This is a genomic window from Bradyrhizobium guangxiense (assembly GCF_004114915.1).
GTDB classification, from domain to species: domain Bacteria; phylum Pseudomonadota; class Alphaproteobacteria; order Rhizobiales; family Xanthobacteraceae; genus Bradyrhizobium; species Bradyrhizobium guangxiense.
The window spans coordinates 6,952,942-6,972,343 of the sequence record NZ_CP022219.1 but is presented as its reverse complement, the minus strand read 5'-3'; the positions used below and the strand labels follow the sequence as shown (position 1 = coordinate 6,972,343).

Here is a 19,402-nt window from a genome sequence, read left to right as displayed (position 1 = left end):
CGCCGTCTGCAACGAGGACCGCCTGCTTGACGACCGACAACGCCCCTTCGTCCGCGCCGTTCGGCGCGTTTGCGCCAAACGCGGCGCAGGCCGCGATCATTCGCCTCGCGAGCCAATCCGGGCTGAAGCGCGGCGCATTCCGTCCGTGGATGTCGCGGCTGGTGAACCTGCTGCGTAGCGGCCCTGTCGATGTGCAATACCAGGGCGCCTCGTTCCGGCTCTATCACCAGGGCAGCGCGACCGAGCGCGGCGCGCTGTTCAATCCCGATTACAATCTCGACGAGCTCGATTTCCTGCGCCAGCACACGCCCGCGGGCGGCGTGTTCGTCGACGTCGGCGCCAATGTCGGCACGTTTGCGCTGGTGATGGCGCGACAGGTCGGCAGCACCGGCAAGGTGGTCGCGATCGAGCCGCATCCGCTGACGTTCGGACGGCTGTCCTTCAACCACGCCGCGTCGAAAGCTGCGCAGGTCCGCCTGGTGCAGGCGGCCGCCGGCGACAGCGACGGCGAGCTGATGATCGAGAGCGGCGGCGGCAATCTCGGCGCCACCCACGTCGTCACCGGCACGGCCAGCACTGAGGCGATCAAGGTGCCGTCGCTGCGACTGACGCGCATCCTCGAGGAGGCCGGCGTCGGACGCGTCGATTCGCTCAAGATCGACGTCGAAGGTTTCGAGGATCGCGTGCTGATCGGCTTCTTCCGCGAGGCGCCGCAAACGCTGTGGCCGCGCGCGGTGGTGATCGAGCACCTGTCACAAAACGAATGGCAGCAGGATTGTATCGCCGACATGGTCGCACGCGGTTATGCGATCCTGCGCAAGACGCGAAGCAACACGTTCCTGTCGCGCTGACGGGAGCAACAACGGAGGCTAGCGATGATCGATCATTTGGGCTTTTCTGTCTCCGACTATGAACGCGCGAAGGCGTTCTACGCCAAGGCGCTGGCGCCGCTCGGCTATGGCCTGATCATGGAAGTCACGGCGGAGCAGACCGGCCACGCGTCCGCTGCAGGCTTTGGCGCCGACGGCAAGCCGGACTTCTGGTTTGGTGCGGAAGGTGCCATGAACAAGCCGGTGCATATCGCGATCGCAGCCAGCGACCGCGCCACCGTCGACGCCTTCTACAAGGCGGCGATCGCAGCCGGCGGACGCGACAATGGCCCGCCCGGCATCCGCCCGCATTATCACCCGAACTATTACGGCGCCTTCGTGCTCGACCCTGACGGTCACAACATCGAGGCCGTCTGCCACCTGCCAGAGTAGGGCACGCTTCGAAACGATGCGAAACGGAACATCGGCACGGCATCGTCGTTATCGTTCTCTGGACAATGATCCCGATGATGCTGATGCCGATCGAACCGCCCGAGATTCCGCCCTCGACGCCAGGTACTCCGACCGAGCCGCCGCCGGGAATTCCGCCCGGCAATCCGCAGCCTGAAATCACGCCGCCGGTACACGAGCCCGGCGAAGCACCGCGGCCCGACGAACTGCCGGGCCGCAGGCCTGACGAGATTCCGTCGCGCGGGCCAAACGGTCCGCTGACGCCCAATCCTGCGACGGATGCGATGCCGCCGCGCAATCACAAATGAGGCGGCGCATCACATGTGAGGCGATTGCAACCCACGTCTGAATGCGCAATGAACGTCATCATAGTGAGTCGATTTCCGTGCAGAAATAAATCGGGCCGCGATCGCTTCGCCCGCCACAATCCGGCCTAACGCATAGCCGTTCATCCCAACACTTCGTCAAAGAACCTTCCGGGGAAGTTCACCATCATGACCCATCTTCGTTTCGTGCTGCTCGCGACGACGGCTCTGACCGCGATGCAATTCGTAAACACCGCATCGCATGCGCAAGGTGCGCCGCCGCTCGTGGTCGCGCAGGCCCAGCCACAAGAGACTGGCCCTGACGGAAAACCGAAGCAGCCGCCGAAGGGACCCGCTGCCGCTCCGCCGGCCGCACCCGCGCGCCCGACCGCACCGCCGCCCGCGGCTGCACCGCCTCATCCGCCCGCCGCGCCCCCGCCGGCAGCCGCACCGCCGCGGCCGGCAGCGCCGCCACCGCCTCCGCCACCACCTGCAGCTCGTCCGGCACCGCCGCCGCCACCCCCGCCGCCTGCCGCGCCGAAGCAGCCTTCGCCGCCGCCGGCTGCGGCTCCGCAGCAGCATGCCCCGACACCGCCGCCTCCGGCGCCCCCTGCAGCTCGGCCGTCACCGACACCGCCGCCTCCTGCGCCGCCTGCAGCCCGGCCGGCGCCGACACCGCCGCCCGCCGCGGCGCCGCAGCAGCACACCCCGTCCACGCCCCCGCCGCCAGCGGCTCGCCCGACTCCAACACCTCCGCCTCCACCGCCCCCGCAGCGGCTCCGTCCGCACGCCCCGCGCCAGCGCCCACGGCAACGCCGTCTCCTTCCCCTTCGGCCGCCGCGCCGGCGGCGCGACCGGGAGCGCCTGCGCCGACCACCACGCCTGCCCCGACCGCGACACCCGCACCGGGGAGCACGCCCGGCGCGCCGCCGCCGGGACGTCCCGGCGCGCCTCCGGCTGCAGGATCGCCGGCCCCGGGTGCCGCGCCCGCTCCGACCGCCACGCCGGCACCAGGCGCCGGCGCTCCGCCCCCGCCGTCCGGACGCCCGGGCCCGGCCGGCGCAACACCAGCCCCGACAGCCACGCCGGCTCCGACGGCGACGCCCGCTCCAGGCGGCACCGCGACACCCGCACCGGGACGGCAGGGCGGAACACCTCCTGCTGGCGGGCCCGCCGCAGGAACTCCGCCCGCGTCACCGCAAGCTGGCGCTCCGCCGCGGCCGCCGGCACCTCCCGCCGGCGCTGCAGCTCCGACGGTCGTCCCCGGCTCTGCGGCCGCAGCGCCGCCGCCCGACCGGGCACAATACAGACCGCCGACGGTGGCACCGGCCTTCCGCGCCGCGCCGACGGTCGCAGCACCCTTGCCGCCTCCGCCCCGTCCGCCGCAGCGTGACCTGACGCCGCTCGCGATCGGCGCGGGCGTCGTGGCCGGCGCCGTGATCGGCGCGACCATCGCCGATATGCACAACCAGCGGCGCGAGATCGTTGAGGGTGGCCGCACCGTCTACACCGAGCCGGACCGCATCATCATCCGCGATCCCGGCGGACAGGCCTACGTCCGCGGCAACGATCTCTATCGCTTCCGCTACGGTGCCCGCGACATCCGCACCGACACCGTCGGCGGCGAAACCCGCACCGTCGTGATCCGTCCCGACGGCAGCGAGGTGATCACCGTGGTCGGCCCGGACGGCTCGCTGCTGCGACGAATCCGCAGGGACCCCGGCGGGCGCGAGATCGTCATCATCGACAACAGCTACCGCGATCCGCGGTCGGTCGGCGGCTTCTATGTCGACGTGCCGCCGCCGGTCGTGAACATTCCCTATGATCGCTACATCGTCGACGCCGAGGAGGCGTCGCCGGACGTGATCTACGAGACGATGCGGGCACCGCCGGTGCAGCGGATCGATCGGCGCTACTCGCTCGACGAGATTCGCTACAGCCCCAATGTTCGCATGCAGATGCCGAGCATCGACGTCAACACGATCAACTTCGAGACGGGATCGTGGACCATCCCGCCGGACCAGGCGGCCCGGCTGCAGGTGATCGCCGACGGCCTCAACCAGGCGATCCAGCGCAACCCGCGCGAGGTGTTCCTGATCGAGGGACACACCGACGCGGTCGGCAACGAGGTCGACAATCTGTCGCTGTCGGACCGCCGTGCGCAGTCCGCGGCCGAATTGCTGACGCAGCAGTTCAATGTGCCCGCGGAAAACCTGACGTCGCAGGGCTACGGCGAGCAGTACCTGAAGGAGCAGACGCAGGGGCCGAGCCGGATCAACCGGCGCGTCACGATCCGCCGCATCACGCCGCTGCTCAACGGCGGCCAGGCCTCGCTGCCGCCGCCACCGCCCGGCACCGCGCCGCCGCGGTAACAGCACGCACAAACGCAAATGGCCGGGAGCGATCCCGGCCATTCTTGTTTTGGTTGTTACGCACGACGTTGCGGCACATCGCACCGTCGCAGGGTGGTTAGCCCTTGTCGCTCTCGAGCCGGAAGATCTGCGAGCCTTCGCTGCCCGACAGCAAACCTGTCTTTGAATAGAGACCGAGCTTGGTGCGGGTGTCGGCGATGTCGAGGTTGCGCATGGTGAGCTGGCCGATGCGGTCGGCCGGCGTGAACGCGGCGTCCTCGACCTTCTCCATGCTGAGCCGCTCCGGCGCATAGGTCAGGTTCGGGCTCTCGGTGTCGAGGATCGAATAGTCGTTGCCGCGGCGCAGCTCCAGCGTCACCTCGCCGGTGACAGCGCGCGCGACCCAGCGCTGTGCGGTTTCGCGCAGCATCAGGGCCTGCGAGTCGAACCAACGGCCCTGATAGAGCAGGCGTCCCAGGCGCATGCCGCTGATGCGGTACTGCTCGATGGTGTCCTCGTTGTGGATGCCCGTAACGAGACGTTCATAGGCGATGTGCAGCAGCGCCATGCCCGGCGCCTCGTAGATGCCGCGGCTCTTGGCCTCGATGATGCGGTTCTCGATCTGGTCGCTCATGCCGAGACCATGCCGGCCGCCGATCGCGTTGGCTTCGAGGAACAGCGCGACGGGATCGGAGAAGGTCTGGCCGTTCAGCGCGGTCGGCTGTCCTTCCTCGAAACGCACCACGACCTTCTCTGCCTTCACCGCGCAATCGTCGCGCCAGAACGGCACGCCCATGATCGGATTGACGATCTTGATGCCGCTGTCGAGGCTCTCGAGATCCTTGGCTTCGTGGGTGGCGCCGAGCAGATTGCTGTCGGTCGAGTAGGCCTTCTCGGCGCTCATCTTGTAGGCGAAGCCTTGCGCCGTCATGAACGCCGACATCTCGGCGCGGCCGCCGAGCTCGTCGATGAACTGCTGGTCGAGCCAGGGCTTGTAGATCTTCAGGCCGGGATTGGTGAGCAGGCCGTAGCGGTAGAAGCGCTCGATATCGTTGCCCTTGAAGGTCGAGCCGTCGCCCCAGATGTTGACGCCGTCTTCCTTCATCGCCGCGACCAGCATCGTGCCGGTGACGGCGCGCCCGAGCGGCGTGGTGTTGAAATAGGTGATGCCACCGGTCGAGATATGGAAGGCGCCGGACTGGATCGCGGCGATGCCTTCATGGACCAGCTGGGGGCGGCAATCGACGAGGCGCGCCTTCTCGGCGCCGAACTCCATCGCCTTGCGCGGGATCTCGTTGTAGTCGGCCTCGTCGGGCTGGCCGAGATTGGCGGTGTAGGCGTAGCAGCGCGCGCCCTTCTGCTTCATCCAGAGCAGCGCGGCAGAGGTATCGAGGCCGCCCGAAAAAGCGATGCCGACTTTCTCACCCTTGGGCAGGCTTTTCAGGATCGTGGTCATGGGGCTTCCAATCGGGTCTCAAGGGGCTGATGATGGTTGCGAACTTGACCGCGCGAATATCAAATTTCGCGAGCGTCGGCACGCATTTAATGGCTTAAACCGACGGCTCGGGGCTGGTCTTGCGGCCGAACAGGCGCTGGCGGAGCCGGTAGGCGGGCATGTTCAGCCGGGTCAAGGCGGCATCGACCGCCTCGTCCGAAAACCGCGTCCGCGGCCAGCGGTAAATAGCTGCGTAGGCGAACCAGATCACGACGAAAGTCACGAGGCCGGCGATCGAGACGTCGGTGAAGAAGTGCCCGCCGAAGGCCATGCGCAGCCCGCTGGTGACGGCCCCAAAAATCACGGCTGCGGCATAGGCGAGCGGCCGCCATGCCGGCGGCGCCAGCGCGGCCGGCGCCAGCGTCCAGAACGCGGTCGCGCCCTCGCCCGAGAAGAACGAGCAGTTGCGCGCGCAGCCGCCGCGCGGATCCCACCACGGCACGAACTGCTGGTCGCCGGCGAACTCGGTCACCACCACCGGACGCGGCCGGCCCCAATAGGTCTTGAAGGTGAGATTGGTCAGGATGCCGGCCGACAGGATGATCGTGGCCAGCAGGAACACGATCGCGCGTCCCGACACCATCAGCGGCCGGTCCGGCCTGATCATCTTGACCACCAGCGCCACGAGCGACGGCAGCACGAAGGCCCAGGCGACCCACATCGCGGCATCACGCGCAAAGCCCGCCCAGTCGTTCAGCTTGAGCGGAAACGTCTTCGTCTCGGGGTCGAAGAACAGCGACGCGAGCTTGAGATCGAGCTCGGGATAGAGGCCAAAAACGACGCCGATCACGAGCCACAACGCCAGGGCGATGAAGAGTCCAGTCCGGTTCATGGCGCGCGGTTTAGCGGAGTGGAAACGGGATGGAAACCCCAACCGGCGGTGCCCATCCTCCCCTGGAGGGGGAGGATCGGTTCGCATGTAGCGAAGCGAAATGCGAACCGAGGTGGGGTGAAGCCACGCGCACCGCTATCGCGGATAGTCTGGCACCCCACCCCGCTCGCGCTATGCGCGATCGACCCTCCCCCTCCAGGGGACGGTAAGAAACTCACCGCGCATCCGGCCGTGAATTCGACGGCAGCGGCGGAGGCGGCTTGCCTGGGCGCGGCGGAATCCGCCAGGCGCCGGCGTTACGGCCGGCGATCAGCCAGTAGACGACGCCGGCAACGATGCCCGCGCCGGTCATGATCTCCAGGTGACGCCGGACGATGCCTTCGAACTGCAACGTGTCGGAGTGGAACGGGACGAGGCCGAGATAGCAGGCCAGCCCGACGAGGCCGCCACCGACGGCATAGGCCAGCGCGCTGCGGATGTAGAGCGCCTCGGTGATCGCGACAATCACCGCCGCCGGCACCAGCGCAAAACCCGAGACGAAGATGAAGCCGAAGCCGAGCAGGATGTCGATCGTGCCCTGATCGACCGGACCGGCACCGAGATCGGAAAACTCCGGAAACAGCAGCGCGACGACGACGATCATGCCGCCGACGAAGCAGGCGGCAAGAAAGCCGACGAAGATGACGATGAGGCGGCCGATCAGGGACATCTGAGGGATCTGATGATGATCACTGTCATTCCGGGGCGGTGCGCAGCACGGAACCCGGAATCTCGAGATTCCGGGTTCGCGCTTCGCGCGTCCCGGAATGACAGTCCACAGACGCAGATGGCCGGGTCAAGCCCGGCCATGACGAGCATCGAGGACGTTGTCATCCTTAATCCGTCATCGCCATGGCGCGCAGCGCCTGGCGTTCGCGCGCCGAGAGCTTTTCGGTCTCCGACTTGAGCTGGCCGCAGGCGGCGAGGATGTCGCGGCCGCGCGGGGTGCGCACCGGCGAGGAATAGCCGGCATTGAAGATGTATTCGGAGAATTTCTCGATCTGGTCCCAGTCCGAGCATTCATAGGCGGTGCCGGGCCAGGGATTGAACGGGATCAGGTTGATCTTGGCGGGAATACCCTTGAGCATCTTCACCAGCAGTTTTGCATCGTCGAGCGAATCGTTGACGCCCTTGAGCATCACATATTCGAAGGTGATGCGGCGCGCGTTCGAGGCGCCGGGATAGTCGCGGCAGGCCTGCAGCAGCTCCTTGATCGGATATTTGCGGTTGAGCGGCACCAGCTCGTTGCGCAGCTCGTCGCGCACCGCATGCAGCGAGATCGCAAGCATGACGCCGATCTCGTCGCCGGCGCGGACGATGTTTGGCACCACGCCCGAGGTCGACAGCGTGATGCGGCGGCGGGAGATGCCGATGCCTTCATTGTCGCCGACGATCAAGAGCGCGTCGCGCACCGCGTCGAAATTGTAGAGCGGCTCGCCCATGCCCATCATCACGATGTTGGTGACGCGGCGCGTACCATCCTCGCGATCGGCCCAGTCGTTGAGGCGATCGCGCGCGACCATGACCTGGCCGACGATCTCGCCGGCGGTGAGGTTGCGCACCAGACGTTGCGTGCCGGTGTGGCAGAAGGCGCAGTTCAGCGTGCAGCCGACCTGCGAGGAGACGCAGAGCGTGCCGCGATCGGTCTCGGGGATGTAGACGCACTCGACTTCATGCGCCTTCTCCACGTTGTCGCCGCTCGGCAGCCGCAGCAGCCATTTGCGGGTGCCGTCATTGGAGATTTGCTCGGCCACGACTTCGGGACGGTCGACCGTGAAATTCTGGGCGAGATCGGCGCGGATGCCCTTCGAGATCGAGGTCATGTCGTCGAAGCTCTGGGCGCCGCGGAAATAGAGCCAGTGCCACAGCTGCTGCACCCGCATCTTGCGCTGCGCCGGCGCGACGCCGATCTCGCCGAGACGATCGGCGAGCTCGCTGCGCGACAGGCCGATCAGCGACGGCTTTGCCGGCGGCACATAGGTTTCGAGGGGAGTCTTCTCCACCAATGTTGCGTTGTGCGGCTCGGTCGTGGGGTGCATCTATCGGCCTAATTGCTGTGGTCGTTCCGGGGCAGCTCGAAGAGCTGAACCCGGAACCTCGAGACTCCGGGTTCGATGCTGCGCATCGCCCGGAATGACGGAAGAAATCTGGAACCGGCCTTATATAGCAATCGGAAGCGCCGATTGCGACCTCATGGCCCTCAGCCTTAACGACTAGGCGTTACCGCCTGCAGTCCTGGGCGATCTTGTCCAGCGCCTGGGCGAGGCCCTTCAGCGAAAACGTGTCGGTCGTCTCCGTGCCCTTGGCCGAGACGCCCTTGACCACGAGATCGGCGGATTTGCGCATGGCTTCGACCATCCGCTCCTCCTCGGCCGCGTTCTTGATCCAGAGCCCGTCGCCTTGCGTGTACATCGCGAAGGAGGCACCGCCGACCTCGATGGAGGATTCCGAGCCCGGCTTCAGCGCGTAGCCGATCATCACCGAGACCTCGTTGTTCACCTTCTCGGCCGGCCGGGTCGAGACGAAGGCATAGGCGGGATCGCGAGGCCGGTTCGGCGGATTGGTCTTCGACGACGACGGCTTGGCCAGCGCGAAGCAGACCTTCTTGCCGTTGGGCGTCGCCGAATAGGCGCCCCAGGTGCCGAACTGACCGATCAGGGTCGGCTCCGCGCCGCCTGCAACTGCCGCGGCGGGGCCCGCCGGTTTGCTCTCCGGCTTTGCCGCCGGCTTCGCAGTCGTATGAGGTGTCGGCGCAGCCGGTTTCGATGCAGACTCCTTTGGATTGGATTTGGGCGCCGGTTGCGCCGTCTGCGCCCGCGCAGAAACGGCGATTCCCCCGGCCGCCACACCAGTCATCAAAGCTAAAATCAGCCCCCGCCACATGCTGGAGTGGTTCCCTCAATATTGTGACTGGAAGATGGCCCGGCCGCGCTTTGTCCCCGGGCAGGGATAGCCGGGAAAGTCCAATTTGGGAAGGCAGTTAGCGGTATCGTTGCCGACTAGACCTTGGATCGCGCGGCACGCTGGGCGGCCCATTGCGCCTCGGTCCAGCCGAGCAGATCCTCGGCGCCGGAACTGCGCAAATGCGCGCCACCGTCGATGACGACCATCTCGCCATTGATGTAGCCGGCGCGATCCGAGACCAGGAAGCCGGCGAGGTCGGCCAGCTCGCTGTGCGCTCCGGTCCGGCCGAGGGGATTGCGCGCGGTCCAGCCTTCGTCACGGCCTTGGGGGCGGAGCTGCCCCGACGCTCCCGCGGTCGGGAACGGACCCGGCGCGATGGCGACGGTGCGGATGCCCTTCGGCCCCCATTCCACGGCGAGACTTTTGGTCATCGCCAGCAGCGCCGATTTCGCCATCGCCGACGGCACGGTGAAGGCGCGGCCGGTGATGGTGGATGTCGAGAGGATCGAGAGCACGACGCCGCCATGCTTGTTCTCGATCCAGCGCCTGCCGGCGGCAAGCGTGCAATACATCGCGCCGTGCAGCGTCGGGGCCAGGATCGCATCCGCGGCGCGGAACGAGAGGTGCTCGCTCTGTGCGATGAAAGTCGCGGCAGCGTTGTTGACGAGGATATCGAGCGGCGCCTCACGCCAGATCCGATCCATCATGTCGTCGACCGCGGCACCGTCGCGGATGTCGCACGCCATCGTCGTGACCTTGCCGCCGCTCTGTTCGCGCATCTCCGCCGCCGTTGCTTCCAACCGGTCGCGCTTGCGGCCGCAGATCACGAGCTCGGCGCCGAGGTTTAGAAAACGGCGTCCCATCGCGGCCCCCAGGCCCGAGCCGCCGCCGGTGACGAGGATGCGCTTGTCCCTGAGCAGGCTTGTTTCAAACATCGTTTGAATCCTTATCTCCGCGGAGATGGTCATTGCGAGAAGCGAAGCGAGGAAGCCGCCCAGACTATTTCCGCAGGACGGACTCTGGATTGCTTCGCTGCGCTCGCAATGACGTGAGGATAGGCCGAACAGAACGGCCAGCAAAGAATCCCGATTGTCGCCTGTTACTAAATCCGGCAGAAACGACCCAACTATAATTCACCCGAAACGCCCAGGTGCCTTCATGAAAGCCATCCTCTGTTCGCAATATTGCCAGCCCGATGATCTCGTGCTCGCCGACGTGCCGGATCCGGTGGCGGGTCCGGGCGAAGCGGTGATCGCGATCAAGGCCGCGGCGCTGAACTTCTTCGACATCCTGATGATTCAGGGCAAATACCAGATCAAGCCGCCGTTTCCGTTCTCGCCGGCCGCGGAAGTCGCGGGCGTGATCGAGAGCATCGGCCCCGGCGTGACCGATCTGAAGGTCGGCGACCGCGTCGTCGCGTCCTGCGGACATAACGGTGCGCGCGAGAAGATCGCGCTGCCGGCAGCCTCGATCGTGAAGATTCCCGACAATCTCGATTACGACCGCGCGGCCGGCATCATCATCATCTACGGCACCGCGCTGCATGCGCTAGAGGATCGCGCCAGCCCGAAACCGGGCGAGACGCTCGCGGTGCTGGGTGCGGCCGGCGGCACGGGCCTCGCCGCGTGCGAGCTCGGCAAGCTGATGGGGTTGAAGGTGATCGCCTGCGCCTCGTCGGACGAGAAGCTCGAATTCGCCAAAGCCCATGGCGCCGAGCTGACGCTGAACTACGCCAAGGAAGACCTGAAGGAAGGTCTGCGCAAGCTCACCGGCGGCAAGGGCGTCGACATCATCTTCGATCCCGTCGGTGGTGCTTACGCGGAAGCGGCGCTGCGCTCGATCGCCTGGGAAGGCCGCTTCCTCGTCATCGGCTTTGCCGCCGGCGACATTCCGAAGATGCCGCTGAACCTCGCGCTGCTAAAGGGCTGCGACATCCGCGGTGTGTTCTGGGGCGCCTGGACCCGGCTCAACCCGGCCAAGAACCGCGCCAATCTCGAGAAGCTCGTGAAGTGGACCGCGGAAGGAAAGATTTCGTCGCATGTCGATCGTACCTTCCCGCTGGCGCAGACCGCGGATGCGTTGAAGGTTCTGGCGGGACGCCAGGCTATGGGCAAGGTGATCCTGCATCCGTGAGGCTGCGTGCAATCGCGAGACGGCTTGACACACTCAACTGTCATCGCCCGGCTTCGACCGGGCGATCCAGTATTCCAGAGAGTGCAGTGATTGGACCGAGAGGCCGCGGCGTACTGGATGCCCAGGTCGGGGGCACGACAGCGATGGGTGCGGTTGGGACCGCCTGCTACGCCGCTTCTTCTTCCATCTCATCCACCCCACGCTTCAGCACGGCGCGGGCGGCTTCGCGGTGCTCATTCGTGATGTGACCGGCGACCATGCGAATGGCGGTGGCGAGCACGGCCGCGTCGTCGGCGAAGCCGAGGATCGGCATCACGTCGGCGACGAAGTCGAATGGCAGGATGAAATAGGCGATCGCGCCCAGCAGCGCGGCCTGGACATGGCGCGGGGTCTGCCGGTCGAATGCGCAGTAATAAGCGGCCAGCAGATCTTCGGCGAATGGCAGATGCGCGGCGACGCGCTTCAGCTTGCGCCAGAAGCGGCGGCGCACGCTCTCGCGATCTTCCGCGAGCCGATCAGCCGGCTCGAAACCGACGCTGTGTTCGCCAGCCATGTTCGACAAACTCCCCGTTCAGCGCGGGCGGATCACCGATCCCGGGCTGATCACAAGATGGGGATGTGGCCGATCCCTGCAAGACGCCGGCCGGCCTCAGCCGGCGATCGCGTTCATCGTCTTGGCCAGCGCGACGTCGAGCGCCGTGCCCCCGCCGGCGTCGTGGGTCGACAGCACCACCTCCACGGTCTTGTAGACGTTGCGCCATTCGGGGTGGTGATCCATCTTCTCGGCGGCCAGCGCGACGCGGCTCATGAAGCCGAACGCCTCGTTGAAATCCTTGAAGATAAAGGTCTTCCCGATGGCGTCCCGGCCCTGAACCTCGCTCCAGCCAGGTAGTCCGCCGAGCGCCTGCCTGCGCGCCTCCGCCGAGAGCCGTTCTGCCATGGCCGCCTCCGTCCTTCAGGGGAACTTTACCCTAACACCGTGCAAAGGCCCGGGTTCATACGGGATTCCCGCCATCCGCTAACCATGACGGAGATGTAACCCCGCCGGACAAGAAATTTGCTACAATTGCAGGCGTAAATCGCCGGCCAAGATGAAACTGAGCCTGAAGCGCCTGTTTGGGAGAACGATGACCGGGGGATTGGACCTGGCCGAAGCGCCCCCTCCGCCTTCGCCGCGATCCGCGGCGCGGAAGACGGCGCTGGTGTCCCTTGCCTTCGTGCTGGCAATCGTCGGCGCGCTCGCCGGTGGCTATTACTTCGCGATGCGGCCGGTGACGCTGAAGATCGCGGTCGGTCCGGCCAACAGCGATGACGTCAAGGTCGTGCAGGCGCTGACGCAGGCCTTCACGCAGAGCAAGGGCCAGGTGCGGTTGCGGCCGATCCAGACCGATGGGGCCACCGCCAGCGCGGAGGCGCTCGCCGAGGGCAAGGTCGATCTCGCCATCGTGCGGGGCGACGTCGACGTTCCCAAGAACGCGCAAGCGGTCGCGACCCTGCGCAAGAACGTCGTGGTGCTGTGGTCCGTCCCGGGCAAGGGCAAGAAGCGGGGCCCGAAGATCACCAAGATCTCGCAGCTCGCCGGCCATCGCGTCGGCGTGGTCGGCCGCACCCAGGCCAATGTGAATCTGCTCAAGGTGATCCTGCAGCAATACAACGTTGATCCCGCCAAGGTCGAGATCGTGCAATTCCCCGCCAACGAGGCCGCCGAGGCCATCAAGGCCCAGAGGGCCGACGTTTATCTCGCGGCCGGTCCCGTCAACAGCAAGATCACGGCGGACGCGATCGCCGCCTCCATCAAGGATTTCGGCGCGCCCAACTTCATCGCGATCGATTCGGCGGACGCGATCGCGCAGAACCATCCGATCTACGAAGCGTCCGAGATTCCCGCGGGCACCTATGGCGGCTCGCCTGCTCGCCCGGAGGACGAGGTCAAGACCATCAGCTTCGCCCACCACATCGTGGCGCGCAAAGGCGTGTCCGAAACCACCATTGCGGCGTTCACGCGCCAGCTGTTCGCCGTGCGCCAGCAATTGGTGACGGAATTCCCGCTCGCGGCAAAGATCGAAACGCCCGACACCGACAAGGATGCGGTGATCCCGGTGCATCCCGGCGCGGCCGCCTTCGTCGACGGCGAGGAAAAGACCTTCCTCGACAAATACAGCGATTACATCTGGTGGGGCCTGATGGCGCTCTCCGCCATGGGCTCGATCGGCGCCTGGTTCGCGGGCTATCTGAAGAAGGACGAGCGCGACACCAACAGCCATCTGCGCGAGCGGCTGCTGGACATGATCGCGACAGCGCGCAAGTGCGAGACGACCGAAGAGCTCGACCAGATGCAGGCCGAGGCCGACGAGATTCTGCGCGATACGCTGCGCTGCTTCGATCATGGCGCGATCGAAGAGGGCTCGCTCACCGCCTTCAACATCGCGCTGGACCAGTTCCACTCCGCCGTCGCCGACCGCAAGGCGGTGCTGTTCAGCCTGCCGCAGAACCTGCAACGCGCGAGCGCGCAGTTCCGGGCCGCGGGCAGTGCATAAGCCCGTGCGCGCGTTATTGCTGCGTCACATTGCCTCAATATAGCTTGCGCCGTCATTCCGGAGCGCGCGACGCGCGAACCCGGATGACGTGCCCTTCTGCGAGCGCGGAGCCATCTTCATGAACATCAGATTGTCCCGCCGCCGCTTCCTCGCCACCGGCGCCGGCGCGCTCGGCACGATTGCGATGCCCTATCTGTCGCGCGCGACCGATCGGCCGGCGGTCACGCATGGCGTCCAGTCGGGCGACGTCACCGCCAGCGGCGGCGTGGTGTGGGCGCGCACCGACCGGCCCGCGCAGATGCTGGTCGAGGTGGCGACGACCGATACGTTCAAGGATGCCCGCGCGCTGCCGCCGATCGCCGCGCTCCCCGAGAGCGATTTCACCGCAAAGATGCTGCTGGAGAACCTGCCGGGCGGCCAGGACATCTTCTACCGCGTCCGCTTCCGCGATCTCTCGCACAGCGCCGTCGAGGGCGAGCCGGTCGTCGGCCGCTTCCGCACCGCGCCGGCCGACCGCCGCGACGTCAGCTTCGTCTGGGGCGGAGACGTCGCGGGCCAGGGCTGGGGCATCAATCCGGATGACGGCGGCATGTTCACCTTCTCCACGATGCGCAAGCACCGGCCGGACTTCTTCCTGCATTCCGGCGACACCATCTATGCCGACGGCCCGATTGCATCCGAGGTGAAGCTCGCAGACGGCAAGATCTGGAAGAACGTCACCATCCCCGAGAAGGCCAAGGTCGCCGAGACGCTGGACGAGTTTCGCGCCGCGCACAAATACAATCTCACCGACGACAATCTCCGCGCCTTCAATGCCGAGGTGCCGATCTTCGTGCAGTGGGACGACCACGAGGTGACCAACAACTGGTCGCTGTCGAAGGAGTTGCCGGCCGCCTACAAGGTGCGCGACATCGCGCTGCTCGCCGCGCGCGGCGCACGCGCCTTCCATGAGATGTATCCGCTGCGCGAGAGCATCAACGAGCCCGGCCGGGTCTATCGCCAGATCTCCTACGGCCCGCATCTCGACGTGTTCATGCTCGACGAGCGCAGCTATCGCGGCCCGAACGGCCCCAATCTCGAAACCGCGTACGGCCCCGCCAGCTATTTCCTCGGTCCGGACCAGATCGCCTGGCTCAAGCGTGGCCTGCTGAATTCGCGCGCGACCTGGAAAGTGATCGCTTCCGACATGCCGCTCAGTCTCGTCGTATCGGACACGCCGAAAGGCGGCTCGGAAGCATTTGCGCAAGGCGACGGCCCGGTGCGCGGCCGCGAGTTCGAAATCGCCGATATCCTGCGCTTCATCAAGATGGCGCCGATCAGCAACACGGTGTGGCTGACCGCCGACGTGCACTATGCCGCCGCGCATTATTACGATCCGAACAAGGCACAATTCCAGGAGTTCGAACCGTTCTGGGAATTCGTGTCGGGCCCGCTGCATGCCGGCACGTTCGGCCCGAACACGCTCGACAACACCTTTGGACCCGAGGTGCGCTTCGTCAAGGCGCCAGGCAAGGACAGCCAGAACCTGCCGCCCTCCGCCGGCATGCAGTTCTTCGGTCACGTCAAGATCGACGGCGCCTCGGGCCAGATGACGGTGACCTTGCGCGACCGCGCCGACGTCGCGCTGTGGTCGACCACGCTCGATCCGAAGCCGTCCTGATGGCTCAAGCCGGATGAATTGGGAATCGATGCGCCACGGTTGAGCTAGCTAGCGCCGCGCAGCTTTAGCACCGCCTCCAGCGCCTCGCTCGAGCACGGCTTCTGCAGCCGCGGCTGGCTCGCCCATTCGGGCGGAATGCGCGCCTCGGCGCCATAGCCGGTGACGAAGACGAACGGGATCTTCAGCGCGAGCAGCCGCTCGGCGATCGCAAAGCTGGTCTCGCGGATCAGCTCGACGTCGAGCAGCGCGAAGTCGGGCGCGCGCTTCGCAATGGCGTCCAGCGCCTGGACCACCGATCCGACAGTCCGCACCCCCGTCACGCCAAACCCGAGCAGACGGTCCTCGAAATCGATCGCGATGATCGGGTCGTCTTCGACGATCAAAACGTCGGCCGGCCAGCCTGCGCCATTGGGAACTAGGGGTGCCATGATCACATCTTGAGTGGGGGGGTTTCGGATCAGGACTGCCGCGACACGATGCCTGCGCGCAGCGCATCGGAGGGTTCCCGGAACGAAACCCACCACATTGCCGTTCTCCAGTCTGTCCACTTGTGCACACAAACGGTGGACGGAACTCGTTAGGGTGGGAGGAGGATGGAGTTCACGATGGATGCGCGCATCGCCAAGACGATCGAGGTCGAGACCCGGCCGGCCAACAATCTGTTGCGACGCTTGAGCCAGGCCGACTATGCCCTGCTTGCACCACACGTGGCCGTCGATAACGCCGCAGCCAACCACTTGCTCTACAATCCCGGTGACGATGTCCAGGTCGTCCACTTCCCCTGCGGACCGGCGCTTGCGACCTTTCTGGTCCCCAACGAGGACGGCCGCGACGTCGAAACCATCCTGGTCGGCCGCGAAGGCGCGGTGGGCGGCATCGTCAGCGAGGGCTTCCTGCCGGCCTACACCCGGATCTGCGTGAAATTCGGCGGGCCGTTCGCGCGCATTCACGTCGCCAAGCTGGAAGCGGCCAAGCTGCGCTCGGCCTCGCTCCGCAACATCTTTGCCCGCTATGCCGATTGCATGCTGGCGCAGATCTTCCAGTCCACCGCCTGCAATGCGATCCATTCGATCGAGCAACGGACCGCCAAATGGATTCTCGCGGCGATGGAGCGGACCGGCGACGAGAGCAGCGTGCCGCTGACGCATGAGCAGCTCGCGACGCTGCTCGGGGTCGGGCGCAGCTATGCGAGCCGCGTGCTGCAATCGTTCAGGGCCGAAGGCGTGCTCGACACGCGGCGCGGCTCGATTCTGGTCCGCAACCGCGATGGCCTGAAGCTGCGCGCCTGCCTGTGCAACGACGCCGTGAAGATGCACTTCGAGGAGGTGCTGCGCGGCGTCTACCCGACCGAGGAGCGGGAGGCGGGGTAGCGATCCTCCTCGCCCGCGGGGGAGAAGGAGCGGGCGCGCTATCCCCCACGGCCGGAACCTGGGCTAAGATCTCCCGCATGAGCGGGGCTTTGCTTCACACCATCTTCGACATCCTGGCGTGGCTGGCGGCGGCCGCCGCCGTCTGGTGGCTGTCGCGACAGCGTCTGCAGTTTCCGGCGCAATCCTTCGAAATGCCCTACGTCGCTGCGCTGGTGTTCGGGGCGGGTCTCGGCGCCTATCTGTCCGGCTCCGCCAATCTGTGGCTGTCGGGGCAGAGCGGCATCGCGCGCTCGGTCGAGGGCGCAATCGCCGGCGGCATCGTGGCGATCGAGCTCTACAAATGGTCCGCAGGAATCACCGCGCGAACCGGTGCCCGTTTTGCGCTGCCGCTGGCGATCGGCATCGCGATCGGCCGGCTCGGCTGCTACTTCGCGGGCCTCGACGATTTCACTTACGGCACACCGACGGCGCTTCCCTGGGCCCATGATTTCGGCGACGGCATTCTGCGCCATCCCGTGCAGCTGTACGAAAGCGCGGCAATGGCTGTATTCGCCCTCATCTATGTGCTGGCCGTCGTGAACCAGAACGCCGTTGTGATCACCAATGGTTTCTACCTGGTTCTTGTCTACTATGGAGCGCAACGCTTCCTGTGGGAATTCCTCAAGCCCTACGGCACGCTGATCGGTCCCTTCACCCTGTTTCACCTGCTGTCGCTGTCCATCCTGCTCTACGCCAGCGTCATGCTGGCCACCGCGCCCAAAGCGAGACCCGTGCATGAACGCGCCGTTGCGTAAGTCGCGTCCCTATATTTTCTGGGGCCAGACCCAGTCTCTTTGCGAGACCTGCCTGAAGCTGGTGCCGACCAAGATCCAGATTCACGGCAACGAAGTCTGGTACGAAAAGCGCTGCAGAGAGCACGGCGTCCAGTCGACGCTGGTGTCGACGGATGCGGCGTATTGGCGCCTTTGCAAGGATTTCATCAAGCCCGGCGACCGGCCGCTGCAGTTCCAGCAGCGCACGGAATTCGGCTGCCCCTATGATTGCGGCCTGTGCGGCGACCACGAACAGCATTCCTGCCTGGCGCTGATCGAGATCACCGAGCATTGCAATCTCACCTGCCCGGTATGCTTCGCCGAATCCTCGCCCGCGCGTACCAAATTCACCCCGCTTGCGAAGGTCGAGAGGATGCTGGACGCGCTGGTCGCAAGCGAGGGCGAGCCCGATCTCGTTCAGATCTCCGGCGGGGAGCCGACGCTGCATCCGGATTTCTTCGAGATCCTCGACGCCGTGCGCGCCCGTCCGATCCGCCACGTCATGATCAACACCAACGGCCTGCGCATCGCCCGCGAAAAGGATTTCGTGGCGCGGCTGGCCGAGAACCGGCGCGGGCTGGAGGTCTATCTCCAGTTCGATTCGCTGCAGCGCGACGCGCTGATCAACCTGCGCGGCGCGGATTTACGAAAAATCCGCCAGCAGGCGCTGGAAAATCTCGAGCATTACGGCGTGTCGACCACGCTGGTCGCGACCATCAAGCGCGGCGTCAACGATACCGAGATCGGCGACATCGTCCGCCATGCACTGACCTGGACATGCGTGCGCGGCGTCACGCTGCAGCCGGTGCAGGATGCCGGCCGCAACGAGAATTTCGCTGAGAACACCGACCGCATCATGCTGTCGGAGATCCGCAAGCGCGTGATCGAGACCGGCGTGTTCGGCGACAAGGACATGATTCCGCTGCCCTGCAATCCCGAGAGCATCTCGATCGGCTACGGCCTGCGCAGCGGCGAGAAGGTGCTGCCGCTGACCTCACTGATCCCGCAGGAGCAGCTCGTCGCGGTGATGCCCAACACCATCAGCCCGGAGAAATATCCGGTGCTGCGGGAGAAGTTCGTCGATCTGTTCTCGCTCTCGTCGGGGCCGCTCAATACGTCCGACCGCGTCTGCGAGCTCTTGTGCTGCCTGCCAAGCTTCGAGGTGCCGGAGGGCCTCTCCTACGAGAACGTCTTCCGCGTCACCATCGTGCAGTTTCTCGACCGCTTCAATTTCTGCGTCGGCAACGTCAAGCGCAGCTGCATCCATTTCGTCACGGAGCAAGGGGCGATCATTCCGTTCGACACCTACAATCTGTTCTACCGCAACGGCAAGATCGACGGCATCCGCGCCGCGCTGGCTGTGCAGGCGACCGGAGGAGTCATGCAGGCATGAGCATCAGCGACCCACCACCGCCCCCGGGACCGCCGCCTCCTCCAGCGGAAAAGCGCAGCGGCTGCTTGACCGCGCTGATGGCGATCGCCGGGATCTTCATGCTGCTGCCGGGTCTCTGTGCGCTCCTGTTCGGCGGAATGTCGGTGGTCGAGGGTGGCCAGATCCCCTCCGACGTCGCGTCGTTGGTCTTTCTGGGACTGGTCATCGGCATCGGAGGCGTCGTCTTGATCTGGGCCGCCATCATGGGGCGAAAGGCCCCACGAGCCCGGAACGGGAGCTAAGCCCCGCAGA

At 66.0% G+C, this 19,402-nt stretch carries 21 protein-coding genes; 11 read left to right on the top strand and 10 right to left on the bottom strand.

Annotation, left to right across the window (positions count from 1 at the left end; all coding sequences use genetic code 11):
• The first annotated feature begins 26 nt into the window (after positions 1–26).
• The 3 genes from X268_RS33410 (at position 27) to X268_RS33400 (ending at position 1,588) form a co-directional block, all read left to right on the top strand.
• Positions 27–851, top strand: coding sequence for an FkbM family methyltransferase (locus X268_RS33410; RefSeq protein WP_164938061.1), 825 nt, complete (start codon positions 27–29; stop codon positions 849–851).
• A 24-nt stretch (positions 852–875) separates the two neighbouring features.
• The gene (locus tag X268_RS33405) at positions 876–1,262 is read left to right on the top strand and encodes a VOC family protein (protein WP_128928889.1); all 387 of its coding nucleotides are present in this window, start codon (positions 876–878) and stop codon (positions 1,260–1,262) included.
• 83 nt (positions 1,263–1,345) lie between these two features.
• Entirely contained in the window at positions 1,346–1,588 is a 243-nt protein-coding gene (locus X268_RS33400; protein ID WP_164938060.1) for a hypothetical protein, read from the top strand.
• Positions 1,589–1,772: 184 nt separating this feature from the next.
• Here X268_RS33400 and X268_RS40145 read toward each other — a convergent pair whose 3' ends face one another.
• Positions 1,773–2,336 carry a hypothetical protein gene (locus tag X268_RS40145; RefSeq protein WP_245478014.1) on the bottom strand — a complete coding sequence of 188 codons (564 nt, stop codon included), beginning with the start codon at positions 2,334–2,336 and terminating at the stop codon, positions 1,773–1,775.
• Positions 2,337–2,904: 568 nt separating this feature from the next.
• Here X268_RS40145 and X268_RS40140 point away from each other — a divergent pair.
• Positions 2,905–3,957: an OmpA family protein gene (locus X268_RS40140; protein WP_245477724.1), complete on the top strand. Its 1,053-nt coding sequence runs from the start codon at positions 2,905–2,907 to the stop codon at positions 3,955–3,957.
• Between the two features lie 97 nt (positions 3,958–4,054).
• Here X268_RS40140 and argG read toward each other — a convergent pair whose 3' ends face one another.
• From argG to X268_RS33365, 6 genes are all read right to left on the bottom strand, one after another.
• The gene (gene argG, locus X268_RS33390) at positions 4,055–5,392 is read right to left on the bottom strand and encodes an argininosuccinate synthase (protein WP_128928887.1); all 1,338 of its coding nucleotides are present in this window, start codon (positions 5,390–5,392) and stop codon (positions 4,055–4,057) included.
• 94 nt (positions 5,393–5,486) lie between these two features.
• Positions 5,487–6,263, bottom strand: coding sequence for a phosphatase PAP2 family protein (locus tag X268_RS33385; protein ID WP_128928886.1), 777 nt, complete (start codon positions 6,261–6,263; stop codon positions 5,487–5,489).
• 214 nt (positions 6,264–6,477) lie between these two features.
• Positions 6,478–6,972 carry a hypothetical protein gene (locus tag X268_RS33380; protein ID WP_128928885.1) on the bottom strand — a complete coding sequence of 165 codons (495 nt, stop codon included), beginning with the start codon at positions 6,970–6,972 and terminating at the stop codon, positions 6,478–6,480.
• Between the two features lie 166 nt (positions 6,973–7,138).
• Positions 7,139–8,341, bottom strand: a complete 1,203-nt coding sequence (rlmN, locus tag X268_RS33375) for a dual-specificity RNA methyltransferase RlmN (RefSeq protein ID WP_128928884.1) — start codon at positions 8,339–8,341, stop codon at positions 7,139–7,141.
• Positions 8,342–8,522: 181 nt separating this feature from the next.
• Positions 8,523–9,185: an invasion associated locus B family protein gene (locus X268_RS33370; protein WP_128928883.1), complete on the bottom strand. Its 663-nt coding sequence runs from the start codon at positions 9,183–9,185 to the stop codon at positions 8,523–8,525.
• 116 nt (positions 9,186–9,301) lie between these two features.
• Positions 9,302–10,141: an SDR family oxidoreductase gene (locus tag X268_RS33365; RefSeq protein WP_128928882.1), complete on the bottom strand. Its 840-nt coding sequence runs from the start codon at positions 10,139–10,141 to the stop codon at positions 9,302–9,304.
• Positions 10,142–10,364: 223 nt separating this feature from the next.
• Between X268_RS33365 and X268_RS33360 the strand changes: the two genes are divergently transcribed.
• Positions 10,365–11,339: an NADPH:quinone oxidoreductase family protein gene (locus X268_RS33360; protein ID WP_128928881.1), complete on the top strand. Its 975-nt coding sequence runs from the start codon at positions 10,365–10,367 to the stop codon at positions 11,337–11,339.
• 166 nt (positions 11,340–11,505) lie between these two features.
• Here the strand turns inward: X268_RS33360 and X268_RS33355 are convergent, their stop codons facing one another.
• Both X268_RS33355 and X268_RS33350 read right to left on the bottom strand, forming a co-directional pair.
• Positions 11,506–11,892: a YkvA family protein gene (locus X268_RS33355; RefSeq protein WP_128928880.1), complete on the bottom strand. Its 387-nt coding sequence runs from the start codon at positions 11,890–11,892 to the stop codon at positions 11,506–11,508.
• Between the two features lie 96 nt (positions 11,893–11,988).
• Positions 11,989–12,279, bottom strand: a complete 291-nt coding sequence (locus X268_RS33350) for a 4a-hydroxytetrahydrobiopterin dehydratase (RefSeq protein WP_128928879.1) — start codon at positions 12,277–12,279, stop codon at positions 11,989–11,991.
• Between the two features lie 151 nt (positions 12,280–12,430).
• On the opposite strand from X268_RS33350, the gene X268_RS33345 reads away from it, so the two are divergent.
• Positions 12,431–13,876 carry a TAXI family TRAP transporter solute-binding subunit gene (locus tag X268_RS33345; protein WP_128928878.1) on the top strand — a complete coding sequence of 482 codons (1,446 nt, stop codon included), beginning with the start codon at positions 12,431–12,433 and terminating at the stop codon, positions 13,874–13,876.
• A 118-nt stretch (positions 13,877–13,994) separates the two neighbouring features.
• A complete protein-coding gene (locus X268_RS33340) occupies positions 13,995–15,536 on the top strand; it encodes an alkaline phosphatase D family protein (protein ID WP_128928877.1) in 1,542 nt (513 codons plus the stop codon).
• 44 nt (positions 15,537–15,580) lie between these two features.
• Here the strand turns inward: X268_RS33340 and X268_RS33335 are convergent, their stop codons facing one another.
• Positions 15,581–15,964, bottom strand: a complete 384-nt coding sequence (locus X268_RS33335; protein WP_128928876.1) for a response regulator — start codon at positions 15,962–15,964, stop codon at positions 15,581–15,583.
• A gap of 177 nt (positions 15,965–16,141) precedes the next feature.
• Here X268_RS33335 and X268_RS33330 point away from each other — a divergent pair, with 177 nt between their 5' ends.
• The 4 genes from X268_RS33330 (at position 16,142) to X268_RS33315 (ending at position 19,392) form a co-directional block, all read left to right on the top strand.
• A complete protein-coding gene (locus X268_RS33330) occupies positions 16,142–16,906 on the top strand; it encodes a Crp/Fnr family transcriptional regulator (protein WP_128928875.1) in 765 nt (254 codons plus the stop codon).
• Positions 16,907–16,983: 77 nt separating this feature from the next.
• Entirely contained in the window at positions 16,984–17,700 is a 717-nt protein-coding gene (locus X268_RS33325) for a prolipoprotein diacylglyceryl transferase family protein (RefSeq protein ID WP_128928874.1), read from the top strand.
• Complete coding sequence (locus X268_RS33320) at positions 17,681–19,111, top strand: radical SAM protein (RefSeq protein WP_128928873.1); 1,431 nt, start codon at positions 17,681–17,683, stop codon at positions 19,109–19,111. The genes X268_RS33325 and X268_RS33320 overlap by 20 nt, the downstream gene beginning before the upstream one ends.
• Complete coding sequence (locus X268_RS33315; RefSeq protein WP_128928872.1) at positions 19,108–19,392, top strand: hypothetical protein; 285 nt, start codon at positions 19,108–19,110, stop codon at positions 19,390–19,392. Before X268_RS33320 ends, X268_RS33315 begins: the two co-directional genes overlap by 4 nt.
• The last annotated feature ends 10 nt before the right edge of the window (positions 19,393–19,402 follow it).